The 18,450-nt window shown below is 71.2% G+C and carries 9 protein-coding genes; 2 read left to right on the top strand and 7 right to left on the bottom strand.

Going from position 1 to position 18,450, the window contains the following annotated elements:
• Positions 1 to 85: 85 nt before the first annotated feature.
• Both ABC337_RS13455 and ABC337_RS13450 read right to left on the bottom strand, forming a co-directional pair.
• Complete coding sequence (locus ABC337_RS13455; RefSeq protein ID WP_412883538.1) at positions 86 to 3,091, bottom strand: UPF0182 family membrane protein; 3,006 nt, start codon at positions 3,089 to 3,091, stop codon at positions 86 to 88.
• Positions 3,092 to 3,182: 91 nt separating this feature from the next.
• Complete coding sequence (locus tag ABC337_RS13450; protein ID WP_412883539.1) at positions 3,183 to 4,394, bottom strand: YlbL family protein; 1,212 nt, start codon at positions 4,392 to 4,394, stop codon at positions 3,183 to 3,185.
• Positions 4,395 to 4,629: 235 nt separating this feature from the next.
• Here ABC337_RS13450 and ABC337_RS13445 point away from each other — a divergent pair, with 235 nt between their 5' ends.
• Complete coding sequence (locus ABC337_RS13445) at positions 4,630 to 6,102, top strand: zinc-dependent metalloprotease (RefSeq protein WP_412883540.1); 1,473 nt, start codon at positions 4,630 to 4,632, stop codon at positions 6,100 to 6,102.
• A gap of 114 nt (positions 6,103 to 6,216) precedes the next feature.
• Here ABC337_RS13445 and ABC337_RS13440 read toward each other — a convergent pair whose 3' ends face one another.
• The 3 genes from ABC337_RS13440 to nudC form a co-directional block, all read right to left on the bottom strand.
• Positions 6,217 to 6,822: a M48 metallopeptidase family protein gene (locus ABC337_RS13440; RefSeq protein WP_412883541.1), complete on the bottom strand. Its 606-nt coding sequence runs from the start codon at positions 6,820 to 6,822 to the stop codon at positions 6,217 to 6,219.
• A complete protein-coding gene (locus ABC337_RS13435; RefSeq protein WP_412884925.1) occupies positions 6,822 to 8,912 on the bottom strand; it encodes an ATP-dependent DNA helicase UvrD2 in 2,091 nt (696 codons plus the stop codon). The genes ABC337_RS13440 and ABC337_RS13435 overlap by 1 nt, the downstream gene beginning before the upstream one ends.
• 117 nt (positions 8,913 to 9,029) lie before the next feature.
• Positions 9,030 to 10,112, bottom strand: coding sequence for an NAD(+) diphosphatase (gene nudC / locus ABC337_RS13430; RefSeq protein ID WP_412883542.1), 1,083 nt, complete (start codon positions 10,110 to 10,112; stop codon positions 9,030 to 9,032).
• Positions 10,113 to 10,278: 166 nt separating this feature from the next.
• On the opposite strand from nudC, the gene ABC337_RS13425 reads away from it, so the two are divergent.
• Positions 10,279 to 11,637, top strand: a complete 1,359-nt coding sequence (locus tag ABC337_RS13425; protein ID WP_412883543.1) for a macrolide 2'-phosphotransferase — start codon at positions 10,279 to 10,281, stop codon at positions 11,635 to 11,637.
• A 6-nt stretch (positions 11,638 to 11,643) separates the two neighbouring features.
• Here the strand turns inward: ABC337_RS13425 and ABC337_RS13420 are convergent, their stop codons facing one another.
• Together ABC337_RS13420 and ABC337_RS13415 are read right to left on the bottom strand one after the other, a co-directional pair.
• Entirely contained in the window at positions 11,644 to 15,120 is a 3,477-nt protein-coding gene (locus ABC337_RS13420) for an ATP-dependent helicase (RefSeq protein WP_412883544.1), read from the bottom strand.
• A complete protein-coding gene (locus ABC337_RS13415; RefSeq protein WP_412884926.1) occupies positions 15,117 to 18,377 on the bottom strand; it encodes an ATP-dependent helicase in 3,261 nt (1,086 codons plus the stop codon). The genes ABC337_RS13420 and ABC337_RS13415 overlap by 4 nt, the downstream gene beginning before the upstream one ends.
• Between the last annotated feature and the right edge of the window lie 73 nt (positions 18,378 to 18,450).

Here is an 18,450-nt window from a genome sequence, read left to right as displayed (position 1 = left end):
GTAGCGGCGTGATCTGCATCGCACCGCCCCTAGCTGGAGGTGGCCGGCGCCCCGTCACGGGGTGCCGGCCACCGGGCCCATGCGGCTACTTGGTAGGCGAGGGTGAGGCTGTCGCCGTCGGGGACGCCGTGGGCGAGGGGCTGCCGCCGCTGGCCGGCGGGGTCAGCTTCCCCTCGGCGTCGATCGCCCGCTGCAGGGCGGCGGAGAGCTTCTTCTGCTGATCGCCGTACGCGGCGAAGTCACCCTTGGCCAGGGCCTCCTGGCCGGCCTTGATGGCGCTGTTCGCATCATCCAGTGCCGCCTTGAGGTCGGCGTTGGCGTTCGAGCCGCCGGTGGGCGGGGTGGTCCCGGTGCCCGGGCCCGGCGTCGCCGGTGTCTGGCCGTTGTTCGCCGCGTCGCCCGCGGTGGCGCCGGAGCTGCCGCCGAAGAGCTGGTTCAGCGCCTCGTCCAGGGTCGGGGCGAAGCCGATCTTGTCGCCAAACGCCACCAGCACGCGCTGCAGCGTCGGGTAGGAGGTCTCCCCCGTCGACTTCAGGTAGACCGGCTGGACGTAGAGCAGGCCGCCGCCCACGGGCAGCGTCAGCAGGTTGCCGTTGAGTACCGCGGACGCGCCCTGCCGAAGCAGGTTCAGCGCCTGGGACACCGTGGGGTCGGAATTGAACTTGTTCTGCGCCTGGCCCGGGCCGGGGACGTTGGCCTCCGGCGGGATCTGCAGCAGCCTCAGCTGGCCGTAGCTGTCCGCCTTCACGCCCTTCTGGTTGCCGGCGTCGGAGTCCGCGGCGAGGAAGCCGTAGAGGACGTTCCGGGCGTTGCCGTTGACCACCTGCGGGATGAACGAGGAGGTCAGCTGGAAGGCCGGCTTGTCCTGGTCCGGCATCTGCAGCGACATGTAGAACGGAGGCTGTTTGACGCCGTCGTCCTTCACCGTGGGGTCGTTCGGGACGCTCCACGCGTCGTTGTTGGTGAAGAAGTTGTCCGGGTTGGTCACGTGGTACCGGCCCAGCAGCTCACGCTGGACCTTGAAGAGGTCCTCCGGGTAGCGGACGTGGCTCATCAGCGCACCCGACATCTCCGAGTACGGCTTCAGCGTGGACGGGAAGATGCTCTGCCAGGCCTTCAGGACCGGGTCCTGGTCGTCCCAGGCGTAGAGGGTGACGGAGCCGTCGTAGGCGTCCACCGTGGCCTTGACCGAGTTCCGGATGTAGTTCACCGAGCTGCTGGGCAGCGCGGCGGTCCGGCCCGCGGAGGTCTGTGAGTCCCGGGTGGCGTCCGAAAGCTGTTCCTGCTGCGAGTACGGGAAGTACGGGCTGGTGGTGTAGCCGTCCACGATCCACTTCACGCGGCCGTCGACGACGGCGGGGTAGGCGTTGCCGTCGACCGTCAGGTACGGGGCCACCTTCTCCACGCGGTCCTTGGGGCTTCGGTCGTAGAGGATCTGCGAATCGGCGTTGACGCCGTCGGAGAGCAGGAGGTCCGAGGATTGGAACTTCACCGCGTACAGGATCTTGTTGAAGAAGCTGCCCACGTTCGGGCCGCCGTTGCCGGTGAAGGTGTACTGCGTGCCGGCGTCGCCCTCCTTGGCGGCGGGGCGGTCCTGCTCACGGTGCGGCGCGCCGTCCGGGGCGCCGACGATCGAGTAGTCCGGGGAGTTTTCGCCGAAGTAGATCCGCGGCTGGTAGGTGGTGTCGGTGCCGAGGACACCGGTCGACGGGATGCCGGACTGCAGGAAGTCGGGCTTGCCGTCAGCGGTGAACTTGTTGCCCTTGGCCGCGACGACACCGTAGCCGTGGGTGTAGACGACGTGCTTGTTCAGCCAGGACTGCTGGTTGCTGGCGAGGCCGCTGGGGTTCAGCTCGCGCACCGCGATCACGGTGTCCTGGATCTTGCCGTTGACCTCGTACCGGTCCACGTTCAGGGTGCTGGGGAACTGGTAGTACGGACGGTACTGCTCGAGCTGCGAGAACGCGTCGGAGATCAGGTTCGGGTCCAGCAGGCGGATGTTCGCCGTCGTCTGGGCGTCCGGGGCCAGCGCGCCGGTGGTGGCGTTGGTGGTGGCCTCGTAGCGCTTCTCCTGGATCTTATCCAGTCCGTAGGCGGCACGGGTCATGGCGATGTTGCGCTCGATGTAGGTCTTTTCCAGGGTCTGCTCGGAGGGGCGGACCTGGAACTGCTGGATGACCCACGGGTAGACGCCGCCGGCCAGGATGGAGGTGATGACCAGCATGGCGGTGCCGATGACGGGGAGCCGCCACTTGCCGATCACGGCCGCGACGATGAAGAGCACGGCCACCAGCGCGGCGGCGACGGCGAGGATCGCCTTGGTGGGGATCACGGCGTTGACGTCCGTGTAGAGGGCGCCGGCCCAGCGGCCGCTGTTGTTCAGCACGGCCGAGTAGCGGTCCAGCCAGAAGTTCACGCCGAGCAGCAGCAGGAAGGCCGCGCCGGTGACGGCCAGGTGGATCTGGGCCGCGCGGCTGGTGAAGACGCCGCGTTCCATCAGGCGGATGCTGCCGTAGAGGTAGTGGGTGAGGATTCCCGCGATGCCGGCGACGACGGCAACGCTGATCAGGAAGCCGGTGACGAAGCCCAGGAACGGCAGGGTCATCATGTAGAAGCTGATGTCCAGGTTGAACTGCGGATCATTCTGGCCGAACGGCTTCTGGTGCAGGAACAGCAGCACCTTCTGCCACTGGCTGGCAGCCGCGCTGCCGGCGAAGAGGCCGAACAGGACGGGCAGGCCGATCATGACCACGCGGCGGATCGGCTCAAGCTGGGCCTGGTACCGGTTGAGGTTGTCCCGGATTTCGGAGTCCGGGGCGTAGACCGGCCGGGCGGTGTAGGCGATGCGGATCGCGAAGAACATGGCCGCGAACATCACCGCGAAGCCGGCCAGGAAGATCAGGATCCTGGACACGTTCTCGGTCACGAAGACTTCGAAGTAGCCCAGCTGCTGGTACCAGAGGACGTCCGTCCACACATTGGCGAAGAAGATGAAGCCCACGACGATCAGGGCCACGACAATCAGCGTGGGCGTCAGGGCGCCTCGCCGCTGCTGTTGCCTTCCGGGTGGGACGGTGCTGGGACGGGACAAACTCGATACCTCATAGCTGGTCGTCGGTGCTGCTGTTTTTCAGTTGTCTCTTGTGCCACGAGCGGCACGGAGGCTTAGTTCCGGGGTCAGTCTAGTTCCTGGTGCAAGCGGGAAGCTCGGCCGTGTCGCCGCCTGACGCGGAGAGCTCGACGGCGTGCCGTGCCTCGGCCAGGGTCTCGACCTTCACCACCTGCAGGCCGGCCGGGATGTGGCCGACGACTTCGTCGCAGTTGGCCGCCGGCGCGAGGAACAGAGTGGCCCCGCCGGAACGGGCGCCGACCATCTTCTGGTCGATGCCGCCGATGGGCCCGACGGCGCCGTCGGGGGTGATGGTTCCGGTGCCCGCGATGTGCTTGCCGCCGGTGAGGTCGCCCGGGGTCACCGTGTCCACGATCCCGAGGGCGAACATCATGCCGGCGCTCGGGCCGCCCACCTTGTCCAGGGAGATCTTCACGTCGAAGGGGAAGGTGAACTTGTACTGCAGCACCACGCCGAGGAGGTAGCGGCCGTTCTCGGACTTGGCCGGGGCGATGGTGAGCGTCTGCTGGCTGCCACCCCGGTCCACCACCACGGGGACGGGTTTGCCGTTGCCGGCGGCGAGCTCGGACTGGATGACGCTCAGCGCGGAGATCGGCTTGCCGCCGATGGAGACCAGCAGGTCGCCCTCCTGGATCTTGCCCTTGGAGGCGGAGTCGTCGGGGATGCTGGCAACCTGGAGCTTCTGCCCGAACGGGATGCCGAGTTCCTTCAGGGCGGCCGCGACGGCGTTCTCCTGCGAGGTGGTCATGGCCACGGCGCTTTCCTGCTGCGACTGTTCCTTGGTGACGCCGGTGGGGAAGATCAGTTCCTGCGGGTAGACGGCCTTGGCGGGGTTCAGCCATGCGGTGAGGGCCTCGAAGACGCTCACGGGTCCGTTGGGGCCGCCGTCGACGTACACCGTGGTGAGGTCCAGGTTGCCCCTGGCCGGGTAGGACTCGTGCCCGGAGACGGTGATGACCGGCTTGCCGTTGTCCGTGCCCAGGGTGTTGAAGGTGGGTCCCGGCGATTCGATCACATAGGGAACGGGCAAGCTGAGCGCGGCGACGCCGAGTCCGATCGAGAGCAGGCCGGAGACCACCATGGCCGAGGGGCGGCGGCCTCCTCCCCCAGGGCCGCCCCGCCGGCCGGCACCCGATCCACGGCGCGGCCAGAGGCCCGCGTGGTCGGCGCCGTCGCCGTCGGCCGCGGGGCTTTCGACCGTGCCGTTGGCGGTGCTGTTGGCCAAGGGGCCGTTACCGGGCTGCCCGTCCTGGGTAAACGTCACTGAAGGACCTCTCGTGCCGGCGTCCGGCACCCCTGCCGGGGGTGGTCCGGGCGCTGGGCCGGCGCCCGGAAACGGCGCGTCAGCCATGCAAATATTCCAGAGCCCCACACTACGCGCTCGCGGGGTGCCCGAGTGCTTTGCCGACAGCGAACGGCGCCGGTTTCTGCAAGACAGCCGCTGAGCGGGAGGGGTAGCGTGAAGTTGAGTACCAGTCACACCGACGATCGGCGGGATCATGACCTCTAACCCACACCAACCGTCCAACGGGGACGACGAGCCCAAGGATCCGCTGGCGGAAATGCTGCAGAACCTGATGGGCGGCAAGGGCATGGGGAACATCGATCCGGCCGAACTGGCCAAGGCCGCGGGCCTGCCCGATGACCCCAACCTGCTGGCACAGATGTTCTCGCAGGTCCAGGCCATGATGAGCTCCTCCTCCGACGGGCCCGTCAACTGGCAGCTGGCGCACGAGAACGCCCGCCGGGTCGCGGCCAGCGGCTCCGACCCCTCCGTCACCGCCGCCCAGTCCCGCGAGGTGGACGAGGCGCTCCGGCTGGCCGAGCTGTGGCTGGACCAGGTCACCGAGCTGCCCTCCACGGGCCTGATCGGCCGTGCCTGGTCCCGGGCCGAGTGGGTCGAGGAAACCCTGGGCACCTGGAAGCGGCTGACCGAACCGGTGGCCAACAGCATCGCCAACGCGCTCTCCACCGCGATGACCGAACAGATGCCCGAGGAAATGAAGTCCATGATGGGCGGCGCCTCCTCGATGCTGCAGAACATGGGCGGCGCGATCTTCGGCATGCAGCTGGGCCAGGCGATCGGCGCCCTCTCCGCCGAGGTGGTCAGCTCCACCGACATCGGCGTCCCGCTGGCCGACCTGGAGATGGCGCTCCTGCCCGCCAACGTGGCCAAGTTCGGTGAGGGCCTCAGCCTTCCCGAGAACGACATCCGGCTCTTCCTGGCCGTCCGCGAGGCAGCCCACGCCCGGCTCTTCGTCCAGGTCCCCTGGCTGCGCGGCCACCTGCTGGGCGCCATCGAGGCCTACGCCCGGGGCATCCACATCGACACCTCCAAGATCGAGGACCTCGCCCGGGAGCTGGACCCCAGCAACCCCGAGGGCATCCAAGAGGCACTCTCCCAGGGTGTCTTCATGCCGCAGCGCACCCCCGCCCAGGACCAGGCACTGGAGAAGCTCGAGACCGCTCTGGCCCTGGTGGAGGGCTGGGTGGACGAGCTGACCGCCGCCGCCACCGAGAAGCTGCTGCCCTCCGCGGCGGCCCTTCGCGAGACGGTCCGCCGCCGACGCGCCACCGGCGGACCGGCCGAACACGCCTTCTCCTCCCTGGTGGGCCTGGAGCTGCGGCCGCGCCGGCTGCGCGAAGCCGCCACCCTCTGGGCCCAGTTGAAAGAGGAACGCGGCGTGGAGGGCCGGGACGCCATCTGGCAGCACCCCGACCTGCTGCCCACCGCCGAGGACCTTGATGACCCGAAGGGCTTCAGCGAACGCCGCAAGCTGGCGGAGGCCTCCGACACCGAGGTCGACGACGCGTTGCAGAAGCTGCTCAGCGGCGGCTTCGACGAGGCGCCCGAGCCCGGCACCGGTGACAGCACCGGTGCCGGCGGGAGCGAGAAGGGCGACGGCGGCGCTGGTAACGGCGACGCCAAGGGAGACGCCGGTACCTCCGACGGGGACTCCCCCAAGGCCTAGTCCGCCGGGCGCGTCCGGGCCTGACCGGCCCGGGCTCCCCTGCGGCCGTTCAGTTCGGCCCCGGCGCCCGGGCTTAGTCTGCAGCGCTTAGCCGGCGGCGCTTAGACCGCGGACTTAGCCGACCGGGGCTTCCTTGACGTCGTCCTCGTCGGCGAGGAGCCCGCGGGCGGTGGCGAACGAGACGCCCTCAAGGAAGGCCTTGGCCCGCTCCGTCTCCGGGTAGGCCGACAGCAGCCGCCAGAACGCGGCGTTGTGGGCCGCGACCAGCAGGTGCGCGAGTTCGTGCAGCAGCACATAGTCGATGACCCATTGCGGCATCTGCTGCAGCTTGTGCGAGAGCCGGATGGTGCCCTCCGACGGCGTCGCCGAGCCCCAGCGGGAGTTTTGGTTGGTCACCCAGCGGACCGACACGGGCTCAGCCCGGCCACCCAGGTAGGTGGAGGAGAGCTCCGCCGCCCGGGACGCCAGGGCCGCATCGCTGCCCGGCCGGCGCCGGCCGTTCCCCTTCTGCCCCCGGCTTCCCTGGGCGCGGAGCTTGGCCAGCATCCGCTCCACCCATTCACGTTCCTGGGCTCCGCTGAAGTGCGCGGGGATGGCCACGACGGCGGTGCCGTTCTCCCAGAAGGCCGCCACGGTCCGGCGGCGCCGGGCCGAGCGGCGCACCTCCACCGGCGCCCCGTCTGCTGTCGTCACCGGCGTTCCCGTTGCCTTGCCCGGCATCAGGCGGTGGTGCTTTCCGCGAGGATGGCCAGGACCGCCTCGCCGTACTTCTCCAGCTTGGAGGCGCCGACACCGGGCAGCGTGGCGAGCTCCTGGAGGGTCGCCGGGCGGGCCTCGGCGATGGCCGTCAGGGTAGCGTCGGTGAAGACCACGAATGCCGGGACGTCCGATTCCAGCGCCGTGGCCTTCCGCCACTGGCGCAGCGCGTCAAACGTCTGCTCCTCGTAACTGGGCGGGCACTGGTTGCAGCGGCCCACCTTTCGTTCGGCGCCGCTGCTGAGCATGCTGCCGCACACCCGGCACGACGCCGGCGCGGCGGCCTTGCGGCGCGGGGCGGAGCCCTTGCCGCGGGCGCTCGAGGACGCGACGGAATCCGGCCGCAGCCCGTCCAGGAAGCGGGAGGGCTTGCGGTTCGCGCGGCCGCCAGGGGTCCTGGCGGTGGACCAGGAGAGGTACAGGTGTTCCTTGGCGCGGGTGATGCCGACGTAGAGGAGACGGCGTTCCTCGTCGACGGCTTCGGGGGTGTCGGCGAAGGAGATGGGCATCAGGCCCTCGCTGAGGCCCACCAGGAACACCGCCTCCCATTCCAGGCCCTTGGCCGCGTGCAGCGAGGCGAGGGTGACGCCCTGGACCGTCGGGGCGTGCTGGGCGAGGGAGCGTTCCTGGAGTTCGTTGACGAACTCGGCGAGGCCGAACTGCGGTCCCCGGGCTGTTACGAGCTCGTCCGCCAGCGCCACGAGGGCGGCCAGGGATTCCCAGCGTTCCCGCAGGGCGCCGCCGTTGTGCGGTGCCTCCTCGGTGTAGCCGAGCGAGGACACGATGTCCCGGACCAGCTGGCCCAGCGGTTCGGGTCCGTCCGCGCCGTCGATGGCCCGGGTGGCGGCCCGCAGCTGCAGGATGGCGTCCCGGACTTCCTTCCGGGCGAAGAACCGTTCCCCGCCGCGGAGCTGGTAGCCGATGCCGGCCGAGGCGAGGGCCTGCTCGTACGCCTCCGACTGGCCGTTGGTGCGGAAGAGCACGGCGATCTGGCTGGCCGGCGTGCCCGCCTCCAGCAGTGCCTTGATGTTCTGGGCGGCCGTGGCGGCCTCCGCCTCGTCGTCGGAGCACTCGGTGAAGTGCGGCACGGGACCGGCGGGACGCTGCGCGACGAGCTGCAACGGCGTCGCCCAGGCCGCGTCCGCGACGGGGCCGCCGCTGCGCCGGCCGGCGAGCAGGTCGTTGGCGAGCCGGACCACCTGCGGGGTGGACCGGTAGTCGCGGACCAGCTTCACCACGGTGGCTTCCGGGTACTGCGCCTTGAAGCCCAGCAGGTGCTTGGGGGACGCGCCCGTGAAGGAGTAGATGGTCTGGCTCGCGTCGCCCACGACGCAGAGATCGTCACGGCCGCCCAGCCAGAGTTCGAGGAGCCGCTGCTGCAGCGGCGAGACGTCCTGGTATTCGTCCACCACGAAGTGCCGGTACTGCTCCCGGACGGTGGCGGCGACCTTCGGGTCCTCCTGCAGGATCCCGACGGTGATCAGCAGGACGTCCTCGAAGTCGATGACATTGCGGTCCGTCTTGACGTCCTCGTAGGACTGGAAGACGCGGGCGACGGCCGTCAGGTCGAACCCGCCGGGGGTGCCGCGGCCCTGGGCCTTCTCCAGGTAGTTGGCCGGGGTGAGCATGGAGACCTTGGCCCATTCGATCTCGGAGGCGAGGTCTCGGATGGAGGCCCGGTCGGTGCTGAGCCGCAGCCGGCGGGCGGCCTCGGCGATCATCTGGGCCTTGTGGTCCAGCAGGTTCGGCAGGGCTCCGCCGATCGCCTGGGGCCAGAAGAACTGCAGCTGGCGGAGGGCCGCGGCGTGGAAGGTGCGGGCCTGGACGTTGCCGACACCGAGGTCACGGAGCCGGCTGCGCATTTCCGCCGCGGCCCGGGCGGTGAACGTGACGGCCAGCAGCCGCTGCGGGCTGTAGACGCCGGAGTGCACGCCGTAGGCGATGCGGTGAGTGATGGCGCGGGTCTTGCCGGTGCCGGCGCCGGCGAGGACGCACATGGGCCCGGTGAGGTTGCTGGCCACCTCGCGCTGTTCGGCGTCGAGGCCGCCGAGGATGCGGTCCTCGAGGGAACGCTCATCCGCGGCGGGAAGCCCTTCTGCGGGCGGGGTGCCGGGAAATGACCCGGCGGAGAAAAGATCTGTGTTCACGTCTGCTGCTCAAATATCGGAGGGTCAGGAGGTGACGGGGGCGTCCTGGATGACGCCGCCATACCAGTGTTCAATCAGGGCCCGGGCTATGGAGAGCCGGCTGGAGATGGTGATCTCACCGCTGGAGACCGCTTCCTGCAGTTCCTCCCGGCTGAACCAGCGGGCGCGGGTGACCTCGACGCCGTCGGGCCGGGCCTCCGTGTCCTCGGTGGTGGCGGTGAAGCCGAGCATCAGCGATGCCGGGAACGGCCAGGACTGCGATCCCAGGTACTGGGACGCGGTCACCCGCACGCCGACCTCCTCGCCGATCTCACGGACGACGGCCTGTTCGAGTGATTCGCCCGGTTCGACGAAGCCTGCCAGCGTGGAATAGTTCTTCGCGTCCAGCGGTCCGCCGCCGCCGAGCAGGAGCCGGCCGTCCGGGCCGACCACCGTGACGATGATCGCGGGATCGGTGCGGGGGTAGTGCTCGGAGTTGTCCGCCGGGCACCGCCGCACCCAGCCGCCGGCTTCGGTGGTTGTGGCGGTCCCGCAGCGCGGGCAGTGGGTGTGGGTGGCGTGCCAGTTGGCGATGGCGCTGGCTTCGATGAACAGTGCAGTGTCCGGGGCGTCGAGACGTCCCGCCACCTCGCGGAACCCGGCCCATTGCGTCCCGGCAGGGATCCCGTCGACGTGCTGCTCGAACGGCTCGGCGCGGACCTCGAACTGCTCCGGCAGGATGAACAGCACGAACTCGCTGCCGGGCGTGGACGCCGGGGCCGGGTTCCCGTTGCCCTCGTCGAGGGAAGCCCCGAGGTAGACGACGTGGAGGGGTTCGAAATCGGTGCCCTTGAGCCGGCCCGCGAGCGCCTTGGCGTCGAGGAACACTATGCCGTCCCCGCCCACCAGCGCCTGGCGGCGGGAGAGCACCATGGCCTGCACGCCGTCGGTGTCCAGGAGTTCGTCGAGCATCCCGGGGCGCATGCGTGCGGCGGAGCGCCGGTCGATGAGGGCGGCCCGGACCGGAAGGACGGTCTCCCTGAGGTGGTTGGCCGGCTGTCCGGTCCCGTCCTGCCGGGATGCGGCAGGAGTCGTGGTGGTGGACGCGGACGGCTCCGGAAGACTCATATCTCCACCGTACCCACCCCCGCTGACAATTGACATTTGCCAGGAAGGCCGGCGACGGCCCCGCGGGGCCTGTGTACGCCGGGTCCGGAGGGCGTTTTCGGGCCGAACTTTCAGACTCGCCGCCCGGCCTCGCCGTGTTGGGCGCCGGTCAATCTACCGTGGGAACGTGAGAAGAAACCCAATCGAACTGGCAGCGGTAGCGACGGCAGCGGTCCCCGGACTGACCCCTACGGTCGTGTGCTCCGCGCCCGACGATGCGGCTGACTTCGACTCTGCCCTGCTGCTGGATTCCGAGGGGAAGCGCTGGCGCGTCCGGTCGCCGCGGCATGCGGAGGCCAGCGCACGGCTGGAGACCGAGTTCCTGGTGCTGCGGGCCTTCACCCCCGGGATCCGTGCCGAACTGCCGTTCCTGATGCCCACCGTGGCCGGAACCGTCCGGCAGGGTGAGCTGAGCACGTTTGTGTACGCCCACCTCGCGGGCCGCACCCGTTCCGTGGAGGAACTGGGCGCCGGTACGCCCGCGCTGGCCCGGGAGGTCGGAGCCGCCCTCGCCGCGATCCACGATCTTCCGCATTCGCTGGTCAGCAACGCCGACCTGCCCACCTACACCCCGAACGAGTTCCGCCAGCGCCGGCTCAACGAGCTGGACCAGGCCGCCACGACCGGGAAGATCCCGCCGCTGTTGCTGCGCCGCTGGGAACACGCACTGGAGGACGTCACTCTGTGGCGCTTCAACCCCAGCGTGGTGCACGGGGACCTGCACGAGGACAACATCATGGTCGACGGCGAGCGGGTCACCGCCGTGACCGGCTGGACCGACCTGCGGATCGGCGACCCCGCCGACGACATGGCCTGGCTGGTCGCCTCCAATGACCAGGACTTCGTGGACAGCGTTCTGGCCGCGTACTCCTCCGCGCGCCGGGATACCCCCGACGCCCACCTGTTGCGCCGGGCGGCCCTGTCCGCGGAGTTCGCCCTGGCCCAGTACCTGGTCCGTGGTTTGGCTGCCGGGGACACCGCGATGGTCGCGGAGGGCGAGTCGATGCTGGCGCTGCTGGCCGACGACGTCGCGGCCCACGGCGGCCAGCCGATCAGCGTCGAACCGCTGCCCGCTCCGGCGCCCACACATGCACCGGCGGTCACGGTGCAACCGATCGAGCCCGAGGCCGAGACTCCCGGGATGGCCGCGCCTGAGGCGGCCACGGGGCAGCCCGCCCCGCTCGCCGCGGCTCCCGCCGTCCACGTCACCCCGATCCCCGACACCCCGGCGGCCGACGAGGAATCTTCGGACGGGGTCTCGCGGGACGGTGTCTCCTCGGACGCGAAGGGCGAGGACGACGGAGCGGACGACGTCGATGACTCCGACGTCGCGCCGCCCCGCCCCAGCGCGGAGGACCGCAGCGAAACGGACTCCGACAGCCCTGCCGGTGCAGACAGCCCGGCCGTCGCAGACACTCCTGCTCCGGCCAGCGGCGAGGACACGTCCACGACGGCGCTGACCGTCGTGCCGCTCCACCGCCAGTAGCCAGTCCTAACTGCCCGGGCTGCCCACCGGCCTGTCGAGCGCACCGGCGACGATCCGTTCGAGTTCCGCCGCGCTGCCCAGGTCGTGCGGGCGCACCACGGCGTCGTCGGCCACGTAGTAGAACGCCGCCCGGACCTCCTCGAGGGGCACGCCCTTCAGTCGTGACCAGGCGAGCCGGTACACGGCCAGCTGGACCGCCTTCGTCGTGAGCTGCCGCGCCGAGGGCCGGCGACCGGTCTTCCAGTCCACCAGGTCCCAGCCGCCGTCTAAGTCGCGGAAGACGGCGTCGATCCGGCCGCGCACCACCACGTCGCCGATCCTGGTCTCCACCGGGACCTCCACGTGCGCGGGAGCCCGGTCCGCCCATTCGGAGCGCCGGAAGGTCTCGACCATGGCCTCCAGGCCGTAGGCCTCATCGATGTGCCCGTCCGAACCGGGGGCCTCCCCCAAATCCAGCATCCCGGCCGTGCCGAAATACTCCTCCACCCAGGAGTGGAACGCGGTGCCCTTGCGGGCGGACATCCCGGGCTCGCGCGGCACGGGCCGCCGCAGCCGGGCCACCACGGCGCCGGGATCCTCGTCCAGGTCCACCAGGGTGGAGGCGGAGATGTGTCCGGGCAGGTGCACCTCGTGGACGGTGGTGCGCCGGTTGCGGCGGTCCAGCAGGGTGGCGGCCTCCTGGGCCCAGCCGCCGGCGGGCCCGCGCAGCGGCTGTCCCGGCGGGGCGGGCGCCGGCAGGTGCCCGGCCCCGGACCGCTGCAGGTGGTCCAGGACCAGGGCGGCCGCGGAGTCCATGGCCGCGCGGCGACCCGGCCGCAGGCGCAGCCGTGCCCCGGTGCGGGGGTTGATCGGGCCCTCCAGCGGGTCGTAGGGCCACCCGGCCAGCTCGAGTTCCGAGGTCAGCGGGCTTTCCTCCGGCAGGGCGTCCTCGGTGACCGAGAGCGGGTGGACCGCGGCACTCCCCCTGCCCACCAGGGTTTCCAGTTCGGCCAGGAACGGGGACATGTCGGCGATGCCGGCCCGGGAGCCCACCCACGCGGCGCTGGAGACCCAGAGCACGTGCTTTGCCCGGGTGTAGGCGACGTAGGCCAGGCGCCGCTCTTCGGCCTCGCCGTGGGCCTGAACGTCGGCCTTGAAGTCCTTTTCGGCGTCGAGCCAGCCCTTCTGGTCCGGGTGCTCGAGGTCCCATTGCGGCAGGTCCGCGCGGTCGCCGCGCAGGGGCCAGGGCAGGGCCGCGGAGCCGCTGCTCCAGCGGGAGTCGCGGCTGCTCGGAAACGCGCCGGCGTTCAGCCCGGGGACGAACACCACGTCCCACTCAAGGCCCTTGGAAGCGTGCACCGTGAGCAGTTGGACGGCCTCGTGGTTGGCCTCGGGGGCGGCGGCGTCGAGGCCGTTCTCCTCGGCTGCGGCCGCCTCAAGCCAGGCCAGGAAGGCCAGGACGTCCACGCGCTGGGACGTGTGCAGAAACCCGGCGGCCGCGTCCTGGAAGGCGTCCAGGTTGCGGCGGGCCTGGTGGATGCTGATGCCGGGCCGGGCGGCCACCTCGATGTCGAGCAGCATGGACCGTTCCACCTCGCCCAGCAGGGTGGTCAGGTCGTCGCCCATGAAGCTGCGCAGCTGGCGGAGTTCGGCCGAGAGCCGCTGCAGCCGGCCGAGGGCCTCGGCCCCGAGCTGCCGTCCGTGGGCCGAGGTCCAGCCGGGCCGGGGCAGCCAGTCCAGCGCCTCGACCAGGCTGGCGCCGTCGGTGAGGTCCCTTTCGATGACGGCCGCGTCGGCGTCGTCCTCGAGGTCGTCGCCGGCCTCGGGCGCCCCGCGCCGCCGGGCCAAAAAGCTGGACCAGTCGCGGAAGGCCATCAGGTCCGCGGGTCCGATCCGCCAGCGGGCGCCGGCCAGCAGTCGCATCAGCGAGTCCGACCGGCCCGGATCCGCCAGGACGCGGAGGGTGGCGACGAGGTCGACGATTTCCGGGGTGTCCAGAAGCCCCCCGAGGCCGACGATCTCATACGGGATGCCGCGGAGCTCGAATTCCTTGCGGATGCACTCCATCTGGGCGCGGCGCCGGCAGAGCACGGCCATCGCGGGCGGTTCGAAGTCTCCGGTGCCGGCGTTGCCGCTGAAGTCGGTCCGGCGGTAGGTCAGGACGTCGCCGGCGATGGCGGCGGCTTCCTCCTCGTCGGTGCCGAACCGGCCCATCACCACGCGGCCCTCCACCGCGGCGGGGCTGGGTTGCAGCGGCGGAACCTCGACGGCGGGGGCGGTGTCCCGGGCGCCGGCGGGACCGGCTTCCCCGGCGGCGCGGCTGAGCGGTGCCGAGATGACGTTGGCGGCGTCGAGGATGGTGCGGCCGTTGCGCCAGGCCGTGGTCAGGTACGACGTCGGCGCCACGGCGAAGCGGCGTTCCCCGCCGCCGTCGCCCTCGTCGCCGGCGGCATCGGAGCCGGCTTCTTCGACCATTACCGGGAACTCCCGCACGAAGTGGAAGAGCTGCCCCGCGGAGGCGCCGCGGAAGCCGTAGATGGACTGGTTGGGGTCCCCGACAGCGGTGACGGCGTGGCCGCCGGCGAAGAGCCGGGAGAACAGCACCAGCTGGGCGTGCGAGGTGTCCTGGAATTCGTCCAGCAGCACCACCTTGTAGCGCTGCCGTTCGGTCTGCGCGGCCAGCGGGATCTCGCTGGCAACGCGGGCGGCCAGGGCCACGAGGTCGCCGAAGTCGAGGGCGCCGCGGGCACGCTTGGCCTCCGCGTACCGGCCCACCATGTCCGCCACGCTGGCGCGCGTCCGGAACAGGGCGCTGAGCTCGGCCGCGGCCTGGGTGGGGTTCTTCTTGGCGGTGGCCAGGTACGGCAGGGACTCGAATTCCTGGACCCGGTCCAGCAGCCAGGCACGGACCCCGGCCGGCTCCTGCAGGTGTTCGGCGCACTCCCCCGCGAGCTGGATGACTGCCTTGACCAAGGTGGATTTAGCGGCGCGGAAGTGCTCGTAGTCGCCGTCGTAGGCTTCGACCACCTCGCCGGCGAGCTGGAACGACTGCGCGGCCCCCAGCAGCACGACGTCGCGTTCGACGCCGAGCCGGAGGCCGTAGTCGGAAACGATCCCGCTGGCGTAGGAGTGGTAGGTGGAGACTTTCGGCTCGAGCGCCTCGGTGCTGAGCAGCCCGGCGGGGAAGACCGAGTGGTCCCGGTCCTCGGCGGCGATCCGGGCCAGGGCGGAGAGCTTGGCCCGGATCCGGGTGGCCAGTTCGCCGGCAGCCTTGCGGGTGAAGGTAACGCCGAGGACTTCTTCGGGGCTGACCCAGCCGTTGGCGACCAGCCAGACCACCCGGTCCGCCATGGTGGCGGTCTTCCCGGAGCCGGCGCCGGCGATGACCAGCCGGGGCGCCAGCGGCGAGGAAATGATCAGCGACTGCTCCTCCGTGGGGCGGTTCTTTTCCCCGAGCATGACCGAGAGCTCCTCCGGACTGAAGCGTGGTTCGGGGAGGCTCATTCGGTGACCTGCTTTCCTCGGGCGCAGAGCGGGCAGACCTCGGGCAGGCGGCACCCGTGGCCGCCGTGGCCGCCCTTGGGCGGGTCGTGACGGGCCTCGAACGTGCTGCCGGACATGACGCGGGCGGAGTCGTTCACCAGGTCCAGGGCCCAGTTGGCGTCGGGATCCAGCGGCGGCTGGTGCTGCACGCCCGGGCTCTTGGTGGTGGTACCCAGCTGGGCGAGGACGGCGCCGCCGGGCCGGGGCGGCGGCCCGTCGTCGGGGCCTGCGAAACCGCCGGCCAGGACGGCCGCCTGGTAGGCGCCGAGCTGCGGGTGGCGTTCCAGCTCCGCCTTGCCGGGCTGGCGTTTGCCGGTCTTCAAATCCACGATCACCAGCCGGCCCTCGCCGTCGATCTCCAGCCGGTCCACCTGGCCGCGGAGCACCGCCGCGCGCGCGGGCCAGCCGTCGCCGTCGTCTGCAGCTCCGGCTGGGACGACGTCGGCCAGCTTGACCTCGAAATCCTGCTCAACCCCGAGCAGGCTGCGGCCCTCGCTACGCATCACCAAGACGTACTGAGCGAGCTTGCGCACCATGCCCTCGGCCCGCTGGAAGTCCAGTTTGCCCTCCCAGTTGTCCTTCATGCCCAGGGTGGGCCAGCGTTTGACCAGCTCGGCCACGTATTCGCCGCCGGAGGCCTCGGGAAGGTCCTGCGCGATGGCGTGGACGAGGGTGCCGAGGCTGCGGGCGAAGTCGGTGGCGGCCTCCCCGCCGGCGGCCTGGACGAACCAGTCCAGCGGCGACTTCTGCACCGTCTCGACCTTCGAGGGTGAGACGAAGACCGTGCCGCCGGGCGGCACCACGGGTTCCACAGAGGACAGCGGGGCCAGGCCCCACCACTCGTCCGGATGGGCGCCGGGCACGGGCGGTTCGGCGGCGGCGAGCGCCCCGAGGACGGCTGCTGCCTCCTCGCCCTCGGCGGTCCCGGCCTGGGCGTGTTGGCGCAGTTCCGCGACCAGGGCCCGCAGCGTCAGCGGCCGTTCCACCGGGGTGTAGCCCCGCCGGTCCTGGCCCGGGGACAGCGGCGCTGCGTAGTCGAGGAAGGACGAGGGCTGCTCATCCTCGGACGACACAGCGGTGCAGATCAGCACCTCGCGGGCGCGGGAGACGGCGGTGGAAAAGCTGCGCAGTTCGTCGTAGCGGATGTCCCGGAGCCGGCTGAGCGGATCGAGGCGGAGCGCGTAGTCCACCCCGTGTTCCACCGCGTCCGCGAACAGGGTGCTGCCCAGCAGCTCGCCGCGCAGCCGGGTATTGGGCCAGACGCCCTCCTGCAGTCCGGGCACGATGACGACGGGCCATTCCCGCCCTGCCGCGCTGGCCGGGGTCATCAGCTCCACCGCATCCTCCAGCTGGGCGCGGGCGGCCAGCGTGTCCATCGGCAGTTCCTGGCTGAGCAGGTACTCGAGGAACTGTTCCGGTCCGGACCCTGGCAGCTGGTCCACGTAGCGTTCGGCGGTGTGGAACAGGGCCATCATGGCGTCCAGGTCCCGGTCCGCCCGGGCGCCGGCGGCACCGCCGGCCAGGGCGGCCTCGGTCCAGCGCTTCGCCAGGCCGGTGGCGTTCCACAGCGCCCACAGCACGGTCTCGGCGTTGGCGCCCGGGGCGGCGGCGGCCTCGCGTCCGGCGTGGATCATCCGGGCGATCCGACGCGCCGAGCGTCCCTCCAGGCCGGTCGTGGCGAGCGCTCCCGGTTCCAGCAGCGCTTCGACCAGCAGGGCGTCGCTGGCGCGCCCGCCGCCGCCGAGCAGTTCGTCCTGCCGCAGCGTCTGGCGCAGCCGCCGCAGCTCGATGGAGCTTGCCCCGCCGATGCGGGAGGTTAGCAGCGACACGGAGGCTTCGGCGGTGAGGGCCTCGGGGTCCAGGGCGACGGCGTAGGCGTCCAGCAGCGGCCGCACCGCAACCTCGTCCCGGACGGCGGCCTCGGCCACGGGAATCCGCACGGGAATGCCCTGCCCGGCCAGGTGCCGTTGCAGCTGGCCGAGTTGGCCGCCGTTGCGGACGATCACGGCGATGTCGCCCAGGGCACGGCCGTCGTTCAGCTGCGCCTCGAGGATCCGCTGGGCGACGTAGCGCAGTTCGTGGACCGGTGAGGGCAGCAGGTGCCCTTCCACGGTGCCGGACATTGGCGGGTGTGGGGCGGCGGCGTTTGGGGCGGCGGGCTCCGGTGCCGCCGGTGCCGGGTAATCGAGCCGCCGGGCGGTGGCGCCGCCGGAGCGGAGCGATATCCGTTCCGCGACGGCCTGCCAGGCCTGCCCGATGGCGGGGGCTTGACGGTGCGCCGTCCAGAGCGGCCGTTCCAGCACGCCGCCGCCCGGGGCGAGCAGCCGGGGCAGCTCCGCCACCAAGTCGGGCCGGGCGCCGCGGAAGCCCTGTACGACGGTGTCCGGGCAGTAGGTCACCAGGGCGTCCTTGCCGGAGGCGATGTCGGCCAGCAGCTCGAAGACGGCCGGGTTCGCTTCCTGGATGTCGTCCACCAGGATCAGTTGCAGCCTGTCCCGTTCGGCGGCCAGGAACTCCGGCGCGTCCTGGAAGATCTGGCGGGCGGCGGTGATGATGCCGGCGGGGTCAAAGGATTCCGGCATCCGCAGGTCCAGGACGTCGCGGTACTCGGCGTAGAGCGCCGCGGCGGCCTCCCAGTCCGGCCGGCCGCAACGGCGGCCCAGGGCGGCGAGGTCCTCGGCGGTGCGCCCGGATTCGATGATCCGGTCGAAGAGCTGCCGCACCTCCTGCCGGAAGCCGCGGGTGGGCAGGGCGGCGCCAAGGTCCTCCGGCCAGGGCAGCTCGAAGCCCGGACGCGTGTGGCCCTCGAGGAGTTCCTTGATGATCAGGTCCTGTTCCGGACCGGAGAGCAGCTTCGGCGCCCGCGGCAGCGGCAGGACCCCCTCGGCTTTAGCCCGCCGGATCAGGTCGAAGGCGTAGGACGCCCAGGTGCGTGCCGGCGTCGTGCTCAGGCTTCGGTCCAGCCTCGCGGTGAAGCGGTCCCGCAACGCGTCGGCGGCGAGCCGGCCCGGGGCCAGGATGAGCATCCGTTCGGGGTCCAGGCCGTCCCGCCGGGCCCGGTGCACCGCGGCCTCGACCAGGACCGTGGACTTGCCCGTGCCGGGCGCGCCGGGCACCAGGACCGGCCCGCTCCCGCGCGCGGGTTCGACGGCGGTGCGCTGGTCCGCGGACAGCTCCGGGGCCTGCGCGTGCCGAGTCCGGGGGGGCAGCAGCGTCAGCCCGGGCACGGTGGGATTAAGCACAGTGGAGGCCGGGGTGGGGCTGGCTACGGTGTCACTTAAGGCGGCGGGG

This window comes from Arthrobacter phoenicis (assembly GCF_047238215.1).
GTDB lineage: Bacteria > Actinomycetota > Actinomycetes > Actinomycetales > Micrococcaceae > Arthrobacter.
This window is presented reverse-complemented; position numbering and strand designations above follow the sequence as displayed.